The 8687-nt window shown below is 53.4% G+C and carries 7 protein-coding genes; 2 read left to right on the top strand and 5 right to left on the bottom strand.

Annotated elements, in window-relative coordinates; all coding sequences use genetic code 11:
* Positions 1 to 91: 91 nt before the first annotated feature.
* Positions 92 to 493, top strand: a complete 402-nt coding sequence (locus DW796_RS02410) for a hypothetical protein (RefSeq protein ID WP_118094147.1) — start codon at positions 92 to 94, stop codon at positions 491 to 493.
* A gap of 217 nt (positions 494 to 710) precedes the next feature.
* On the opposite strand, the gene DW796_RS02405 is transcribed toward DW796_RS02410, so the two are convergent.
* The gene (locus DW796_RS02405) at positions 711 to 2165 is read right to left on the bottom strand and encodes a reverse transcriptase domain-containing protein (protein WP_118094146.1); all 1455 of its coding nucleotides are present in this window, start codon (positions 2163 to 2165) and stop codon (positions 711 to 713) included.
* A 770-nt stretch (positions 2166 to 2935) separates the two neighbouring features.
* Between DW796_RS02405 and DW796_RS02400 the strand changes: the two genes are divergently transcribed.
* The gene (locus tag DW796_RS02400) at positions 2936 to 4447 is read left to right on the top strand and encodes a transglutaminase domain-containing protein (RefSeq protein ID WP_118094145.1); all 1512 of its coding nucleotides are present in this window, start codon (positions 2936 to 2938) and stop codon (positions 4445 to 4447) included.
* 1087 nt (positions 4448 to 5534) lie between these two features.
* Here DW796_RS02400 and DW796_RS02395 read toward each other — a convergent pair.
* The 4 genes from DW796_RS02395 to DW796_RS02385 form a co-directional block, all read right to left on the bottom strand.
* Entirely contained in the window at positions 5535 to 6065 is a 531-nt protein-coding gene (locus DW796_RS02395; RefSeq protein ID WP_117629456.1) for a hypothetical protein, read from the bottom strand.
* Between the two features lie 106 nt (positions 6066 to 6171).
* Positions 6172 to 6405, bottom strand: coding sequence for a hypothetical protein (locus tag DW796_RS10370; protein WP_147336387.1), 234 nt, complete (start codon positions 6403 to 6405; stop codon positions 6172 to 6174).
* A gap of 21 nt (positions 6406 to 6426) precedes the next feature.
* Positions 6427 to 7335, bottom strand: a complete 909-nt coding sequence (locus tag DW796_RS02390) for a hypothetical protein (protein WP_118094144.1) — start codon at positions 7333 to 7335, stop codon at positions 6427 to 6429.
* A 29-nt stretch (positions 7336 to 7364) separates the two neighbouring features.
* Positions 7365 to 8687, bottom strand: a 1323-nt coding sequence (locus DW796_RS02385) for a sugar nucleotide-binding protein (protein WP_233539638.1), incomplete at its 5' end; no start/stop codon positions are given.

The raw sequence follows: 8687 nt of genomic DNA, 5'->3' as shown, positions 1-8687 counted from the left end.
GGCCGTGTTCCGCTATGCGGTTGTCAATTTGCGAAAGAAATTATGCGTCACCACATTTTCGACGCAATCTGCGTAACAAAAGGAGTAAGAAATGAGCGACTCTGTTTCAAAATTACTGATAGAGAAATGCGGAGTGGCATTCTTTCTCGTTGTAATACTCGCTCTTGCAATAATCGCAATCTTACATTTTGGCGTTAAATTCGATATCAACGAATTTATTGAAAGCCGCAAAAAACGACACCGAAAGTTAGCACAGAGCTACTGCCCACATATGGATTTAATACCTCGTCGCGATAATAGCTTTCAAGTTAATTCGCTCTTTTACACGCCGTTCGGAACGCCGAACTGGTTTTGCTCTCGATGCGGAGCAGTATTACCTTACGAGCCCGATCAAGAGAAAATAAAAGCTAAAGCAACTTATTATCTCAATCATCCAAAGGCTTACAAAAAGGCGATGAGGAAATACAACAAGCATGCCAAAAAATCTCTCTAGATGATAACTAATGCTCGTATAAAAAATGGCGGCGTCAACATTGGTAACTGGATACACAAAGCGTCTCTTGTCATATCAATCTGATGTTATGGGCACGAGCTCCAGAGACATCGTGTCGCGACGGGAAGAAGACACATCGTTATTACCTGATGATTGGAATTGGCCGATATCGATTAAGTATTTATGGCTATGAATGATCTGGCGTTAAAACTATCGTCTACCGAGCACTCAAGCGTTTAATCTTCCTGTAAATCTTAGCCTCATCGGTGGCAATCGGATCATTTGGAAACGCCTTTTGGGCTCTTGCCGCGTAGGAAAGAAAGTTTCCGTAGCGGAAAAATACAGAAGAGTCGGCGTCAGCCGATAGGCACAACCTTCTCCCCTTAATACCAAGCGGTGAATAATGTTGATACAGAGCGGAGACGCGCTTTTTTGATGCGTGTCTCCCCTCTCCCTCATTAGAACGCGCAATCGCAGTGGCCGCCTCACGGAGACGTTTGTGGTACTTTCCAACCGTAGACTGTCGAAGTCTTACAATGCGCCCGTCAAAGTCAAACCCCAGGAAACTGACTTTCTGCGCCGGATGTGCACCGGAATACGAAAGAACCTCACCCGCGCAAACGCTTTCAAAATCAAGCTGAGCAACTCCGTCGCCATCAACCCGGAACGACTTGGTTTTCTCAGGCTGCAGTTTAACGGAATCAACATCGGCCATTAGATTGATGGCCTCTACAAGTGCATCAAAGCCAGATTTTGGAACGGCAATAATAAAGTCATCGCAATAACGAAGATACAAGCCGCCAACCTGTTCAACGGCAAGCCTGACTTTCATGTCGATATTGGCCATATAGATGTTAGCGAGCACTCCGCTTGCGGCAAGACCCTGAGGAATTCCCAGCCCAATACCCGTTCGCTTCCACGGTCTGGTGATGACCTTACTTTTGTTTGCAAGAAACTCCGCCTTTGGCAAGATAACATCCAGCTTATTAAGTTCGCGAATAGACTTGGACCGAAGCTCGATAGCTGCATCGCTGATCATTTTCTCCGGAGTAGGATCGATTGCCGGCCACGGCAATTCATGTCGAGTAGCCAAATCAGCAATAGGCCAGCACGAATAGCGGAGAATATTTTTAATGACTTGATAGTGATCGTCCGGTAAGCGTCCACTGGGAAACAACGAACGCAACGACGTCATTAGATGAGCATGATTTAAGTTGTCGAAGAAGCTCTCGAAATCACCCGTAAGCACAAAAGCCGAATCTTGCTCGCGTATATAATCGAAAACCTTTTTAGCTGAGGAAATATTGCTACCAGCAGTTACGGCGCCGTCTGATGAAAGCGAAGAGCGGTACGCTACGGCAACCTCATCAAACTCTTCGGCAATAGCCTTCTTGTTATATAAGTCCGACCACAGATAAGAGTAGTACTGGAAGACGCGGTGATCGAAATGCGAGGCATAAGCGATATTACGAACCTTGCAGCTTCGCTTGCCTCCACGATACCGAACAGTAATGATCTCGTTGGAAATTAAAGGGTAGAACGCGTGATTGGAAACGTACTCTGAATCTAAAATCTTGGCCTGAACTTCGGCAAAAGAGACCCTATGATCGAAATGGGCATATGAACTTTTGGAACTATATCGAGGAATACGAGTGATATCGAACTCGACCAAAATACACCCAAATAAATCAACCTGTCCGGATCAACAAGCGGCGGCTAACCCTCCCCGGACAGGCTAATCAAAGGCGCAGCAAGTGCAACCAACGCTTTCGCGGCCACCTAAAACAATGCTTGCCTATGCGATACTAGACGAAAGCGAGGAATTGGTACTTATGACCATCGAGGCTCTTATCCAGCTAGCAGCAGGCAACGCTGGTGTCAATGTTGCGAACGTCGGAATTTCGTCGTTTGCGATATTGACGGCAGTAGCGTACCCCATCGCCAGTTCGCGATGGGCACCAAGCTTTATTCCCCATTCTTGCTTTGCTTAAACAGGTTATAAGAAATCGGCTCATGCAGTTAACAGCGCCTTGATGCACACCCAATTGTCTTGACGGCGGTCGCATCGAAAATGCCGATGCGTCTCTACGGATACAAGCGCCTCCTCATCTAATGCATGCACACGGTCCGCGAGACAAAATCGCCGACAACACCGTGAAAATCCCGATATGCATAATCTAGAAGTTTGGATGCACAGACAGGTGGAGTGGCATTGTTCAGCATGGCCGCTTCGCACTCCTCGCCGACGGGCGCATCGCCGAGGGCGAAGACATCAGCGCACAGCGAGGCAGAGGACCAACTCCTCCCCCTCCCCAACATTCCCCAGAAAGTTCGCTGATGTTGACTGGGGTTCCCGTAAAATAAACCGCAACAAAATATGTGCGGAGTGCTGGCCTGGAGCTGCCTTCGGACCCTATTGGCTGCTCACCGAGAGGCTCCGCTATGAAACGACCCCTTTACTACCTGCTCTGCGCGATCGCGTGCTCGTCCATGGTCAGCGCGACGATGCCCACGGCGGCCATCGCGGAAGCCATCCAGCCTCAGGCAACCGTAGAGCAGCAGGCGCAAGCCGCCGACACGAGCAGCGACACAGGCAAGGCCGAAGACGGCACCAACACAAATACGACAGTAGATTCCGCAGAGGACGGCACCGCAACATCCACCGACACCAGCGCAGTCAACACGGAAAGCGCTGACGGCACCGCCGCCACCCCCGCCCCATCCCTCCTCGCCCAGACCAACCCCACGCCCGAGGCCATCTCCACCACGTCACAAACCGGCTACGCACACTCCGCCACGGCAACCCAAAACGGCGTCACCTTCACCGTCTCATGGAACGACGCCCCCGCGGGCACCGCGACGACCTTCCACGTGACCCAAGCCAACGGCTCGTCCCAGGCCAAGGCGCGCATGGACGTGCCCACCTATTGGGACGGCGGCAGCCAGGAAAGCGTCTGCGACCCGTCGCGCCCAGCATGGGCCAGCTACCACAGCCTGGGCACCGCGGGCCACGACTTTACCTTCGACTTCACGGCATCGGGCACGTACCGCATCTACTTCTACTTTATGGACAACGACAGAAACGACCCCCAAAACGACAAGGGGATCTACTACCTGCGCACCACGGCGGAGGTAACCGTAAACGACGCCGCCCGCCCAAGCGTCACGCAGATCGTCAACGACGCCGTGGACCTGTGCAGGCAACAGACAAACGGCTCGGAATACGACATGGCGCTGTGGCTCCACGACTGGACGCTCGACCAGTTAGAGTACGACCACAACCTCAACTGGTGCTCGGCCGAAAGCGGCCTCACGCGCCACCAGGGCACCTGCGAGAGCTACCAGCGCATCTACTCCAAGCTCCTTGACGCAGCAGGCATCGCCAACGGCCGCATCACCGGCAACGGCCACACCTGGAACGCCGTAAAGATCGACGGCAAATGGTGCCAGATGGACCCAACCTGGGACGACACCAGCGACAACTGGTACGGAGACCTGGACCAGCGCCATCTGTACTTTGGCCTGACCGACGAGCTCATGGCAATCGCCCACTCCGACCACACGGCTAACTATCAAAAGAACGACTACGCCTACCGATCGACCGACCTGTCCAACAATTACTTTATGCGAAATGGCAAGGCCGATGAATGGGCCGAAAAGTATGCCGATCGCATTCAGCAGCACCTGGATGCCAAGGAAAAGAGCTTTTCCATCGACGCGGATAACCAGTCCTTCCCGCCGAGTATCTCGGGGATTCAGAACGGAATTGTTGCGTATGCGATGAATCTGAGGGAGTGGAAAACAGGGAAAAGTAATGCAGCGATACAAGCAGTATCGAATTTCAAAACATGCTCTAGTACCTCATGGGAAGTCACTTTCGATTTCACAGTTAAATACACCAATGAAAAGAGGACGGTTGGACAAAGCAGGCAAACGGCTCGCTTCTCTATTTAATTAACGGATAACCGGCCCATGACGAGCAGCGGATCGAGGGGACGGTGGTACTTCTTCGACCCGGAAACGGGGCAGACGCTGAACGAGAATTGATAGCGATTTATCAGACATAATCACGTTGTGCATTTGCTCGTTAGGGCACTGCTGAATATCGCGAAACAGTACCGCCGATATTACGCTTGGGAAACAGGGCCGATATGGGTCTCGGTGCCTGTCTATTGCTAGCGTTCGGCATCGTGACGTCACCTTAAATTGGAATTGCATGAAGGTATAGAGCAATGCGAGTCCTGCGACAAAATTTAAGTGAACGGGCAGCCACAGAACATGTTAGCCCGCATCGCCTGCGCCACTCGAATTACAACATTCAAGACATGCTCGCGCACGCGCGAATGAACCTCCTAGGGGACAACGTTGGATTGTTCGAGGTTTCGGTCTAGATTGCGTGCGCCGCCCAGGGGACAACCCCGGGGCGGCGCACGCCGAACCCCAATGCGTTCGCGCGCGCCGTGAGCTCACAATAACCTCTGGCGGGAAAGCGGAGTCCGGTCAGGTGTCGACCGCAAGCCCGTCCTCAAGTATGGAGCATTCAACCTGCTCGTAGTTGAAGAGTATTTACCAGCAGACCAGGCACGGATTTAAAAACAATGCCGCCGAAACTGATAGAGTTGAAGTAAAGAACGATCTCCGCCGTCCTCAGCACGAAGATGAAAGAAGGGAGGGCGCCCGAGAGCCAGCAGCGGTACTGGAAGTTGCGAGGCTCGATGTTAGCGCCGAGCGATTTTAGCCGCTATTAGTCAAATGATTTTGACCAATAGCGGTCACCGAATAATGGCCACCCTGCCTGCCCGCCGCCACTACGCTGGCGGTGCCAACACGCCCGCATTAGGAGAATCATTGTGGTGAACGAGAGACACGATGACCTACAGGAAATTATTGACGCGGCGCTCCGGGAGATCGCCGCAGAAGAGAGCGACGGATTCGACCCGCAGCACTGAAAACACTCGGCGCTCTACGGGAGACGGAGGCCCATCCGCAACCGGGTCGATTAAGCTACTTTACGTAAAATACTTAGCGGTACCGATGGCTATTAATACGGCGCAATCGAATCAAAATCAATTGGAAGACCAAGTTCATAGTAGTTAAACGGCGATACATCAAGCTCGTCCAGAGCGCCATCTCCGCGACGGACCCAGGATTTTCCCTTTGCACATACAAAGGCAATCTCGACCAGCGGATGTCGATGCATTCCGTAGAAGCCGCCCATATCGATAGATACCGAATGAAGTCCCGGAGGAATCAAATCGAGTATTTTCCTGTATTGATATGGGGATTCCAAATCCTCACCCTTGCAGCACCCCGCTCCATGGGTGACGACAATTGTCGCAACCACCTCATATACGGGAAGATTGCTGTCGTTGCGAATTACGATACGCGCATCACCCGTAGCATCTCTTTCAAGCCATGCAGCAATCGAAGATGGCTGCGCTAGCTTCTCGGCCGTTTTCAGGCGCTCGTCTGTTTTCTTCAGATGCTTTGTGTCACGTAAGGCAACATAAACCGTCAGGCAAAGTGTAACAAATGCACAAATTACTTGAACAACAGCACAAAAAGCGACCATGAGCAATAACCTTCCATCGGCACAGAATGAAACCAAGAATCAGCCCGCCGCTTACACACTGGCCGTTATTCGAAAAGCAAGCCATCAAGCCAAGTTGTTAGATATATCACAGTCTTGATGCTAATAATTTAACCAGCTCATCTGATGGTCCGTTTTTTCTGATGCGGCTGTAATCTCTCACATCAGTTAAGACTAAACCGCCTGCAGACTCACAGAAAACAGCGTGTGAAGGCGCGGCATTGACGCTCGCCTTAATGCTAGATTTATTTTGGCGTAAAAGAAGCGGACGGCAAGAAGGCTGTTTCTTCTTTTTCCGATAGCTTCTCTTGGTGCATGCCATCATGAACCTCCTAAAGGCTAATCACGCAACAGCTTTTGCGCAAAGAGCGTGATTAACAATATCATGAAGCAATAGATAGAGATTTACATCAGCGATTCCGAGCTTATTTGGCCTGTTGGATGTTACATACAAGATCCCCATAATTGAATTGTTCGAACCATCTCGCGCAACAAGTCTAGAAATCATCATGCAACGATCATCGGACCCGAAATGCTCGGAATTAACATCGTTATCCAACTGCCCGCAGTCTCTGGCTTTTTCGACATTGGGACAAAGCATGACGATATGATTAGACAGCTCTTTTTTATGCAACATAAGCACGATCTTGCTACCCATTGAAAGTGGTCGAGAATGTTGAAATCTCGTCGCATTCAATGCCCCTTCCCTAGCCACCGTTGCATAGCCAACTTCATGATCAGATTTCCCGGGACACACAAGCCTAATAGCGCAGCCTATTCCGGCATGAGGACGAAAGATAGAAAAACAGGAAGCGACGCCCTTGCAGCAGACAGTTGCCAATTCGCTTAAATTAACATCTAAATTTAATGTCTCATTCTCTACTTGATAGTTAAAGCTTTGAAGCTCATCGAGCAGGCGCACGTTCCGAAAACCCCGCCTGAGCGAATGCGCGGCAACCCATCCTACCACCAAACAAACTATGAAGAGAAAGGATGGAATGGACGCCATGTTCACATGAGATGTAAGCCAATCAATGGCCCAAGGAAATTTGCCATCCGTTAGTAGCTTCTCCACAAAAAGATTGGCGAACCAAGCAATTAGCCCACCAAAGCCAAATTTCATTAAGGTGTCCAATATCACTAGGGGGATGCCCCTGCTGAGCCCTACACTATAAAATCGAAAACAGGAATACTCACGCTTCCCTCGTTTACCGTAGTGCATCCAATCTTCAAAAGAATATCTATCAATCATGCCATCGCCTCCCGCCGCTACAATTTATATTAAAGCTTTGTGAGGTACTCCCCCAGCTCTTCCTCCCAGTCGGGCATGTGGAAGCCGCTGGTCTCGAGCCTGGACAGGTCGAGCGCGGAGTGGACCGGGCGCGGTGCGACGGGGCCGGCGGCGTTCGCGTAGTAGTCGGCGGTCGAAACCGGAACTACCTTCTCCCCATTGCCGTTGGCGGCCTCGAAGACGGCGCGGGCGATGTCGGCCCAGCTCTTGACGGCGCCGGAGCCGGTGCAGTTATAGGTCCCGTAGGGGGCGTGCGTCCCCAGCACGTGGAAGATGGCCTCGGCCATGTCGCGCGTGAAGGTCAGGCGGCCCAGCTGGTCGTCGACGACCGTGACCTGCGCGAGCCCGTCCTCGGGGTCGGCGACGCGGTCGGACAGCCCCCTCATGGTCTTGACGAAGTTGTGCCCCTCGCCGATGACCCAGGAGCTGCGCATGATGTAGTGGCGGGGGCACCCGGCCACGGCGATGTCGCCGGCGGCCTTGGTCTGGCCGTAGACGGACAGCGGGCTGAACGGCTCGTTCTCGGTATGGACCTCGGCCGTGCCGTCGAAGACGTAGTCGGAGGACACGTGGACCAGGGTGATGCCGTGCCCGGCGCAGGTGCGGGCGAGCAGGGCCGGCCCGGTCGCGTTGGCCTTCCAGGCGGTCACGCGGCCCTCGGGGGCCTCCGCCTTATCAACAGCCGTGTAGGCGCCGCAGTTGATCACGGTGCCGTAGAGCGACCAGTCGTACCGCGAATAGGCGTCCGGGTCGGACATGTCGAAGGTGTCGATGTCGCAGAAGTCGAAGTCCTTGGCGACCCCGCGCTCCTCGGCGAGGGCGCGCACGGCGTGCCCCAGCTGGCCGTTGCAGCCGGTGACGAGCGTTCGTTTCGGCGCCATGGGGACGACGTCCTTGAGCATCGGGTGGTTGAGGTCGGCCTCGGATACGGTGGCCTCGTCGAGAGGGATCGGCCACTCGATGGCGAGATCCGGGTCGGCGAGGTTCACGAACGTGTACGTCTTCTTGAGCTCCAGCGACCAGTGGGCGTCAACCAGGTAGGTGTAGGCGGTGCCGTCCTCCAGGGCCTGGAAGGAGTTGCCCACGCCGCGCGGGACGTAGATGGCCCTGCTCGGGTCCAGGGTGCAGGTGAACACCTTGCCGAAGGTCTCGCTGCCCTCGCGCAGGTCCACCCAGGCGCCGAAGACGCTGCCGCGGGCCACGGAGATGAACTTGTCCCAGGGCTCCGCGTGGATGCCGCGCGTGACGCCGCGGCTGTCGTTGTAGGAGACGTTGTTCTGGACGACGCGGAGGTCCGGGATGCCCAGGGCGCA

The sequence above is a fragment of the Collinsella sp. AM31-2AC genome (assembly GCF_003469285.1).
Taxonomy (GTDB): Bacteria; Actinomycetota; Coriobacteriia; order Coriobacteriales; family Coriobacteriaceae; genus Collinsella; species Collinsella aerofaciens_AT.
The sequence above is the reverse complement of the archived record's forward strand: the minus strand, read 5'-3'. Positions and strand labels throughout refer to the sequence as shown.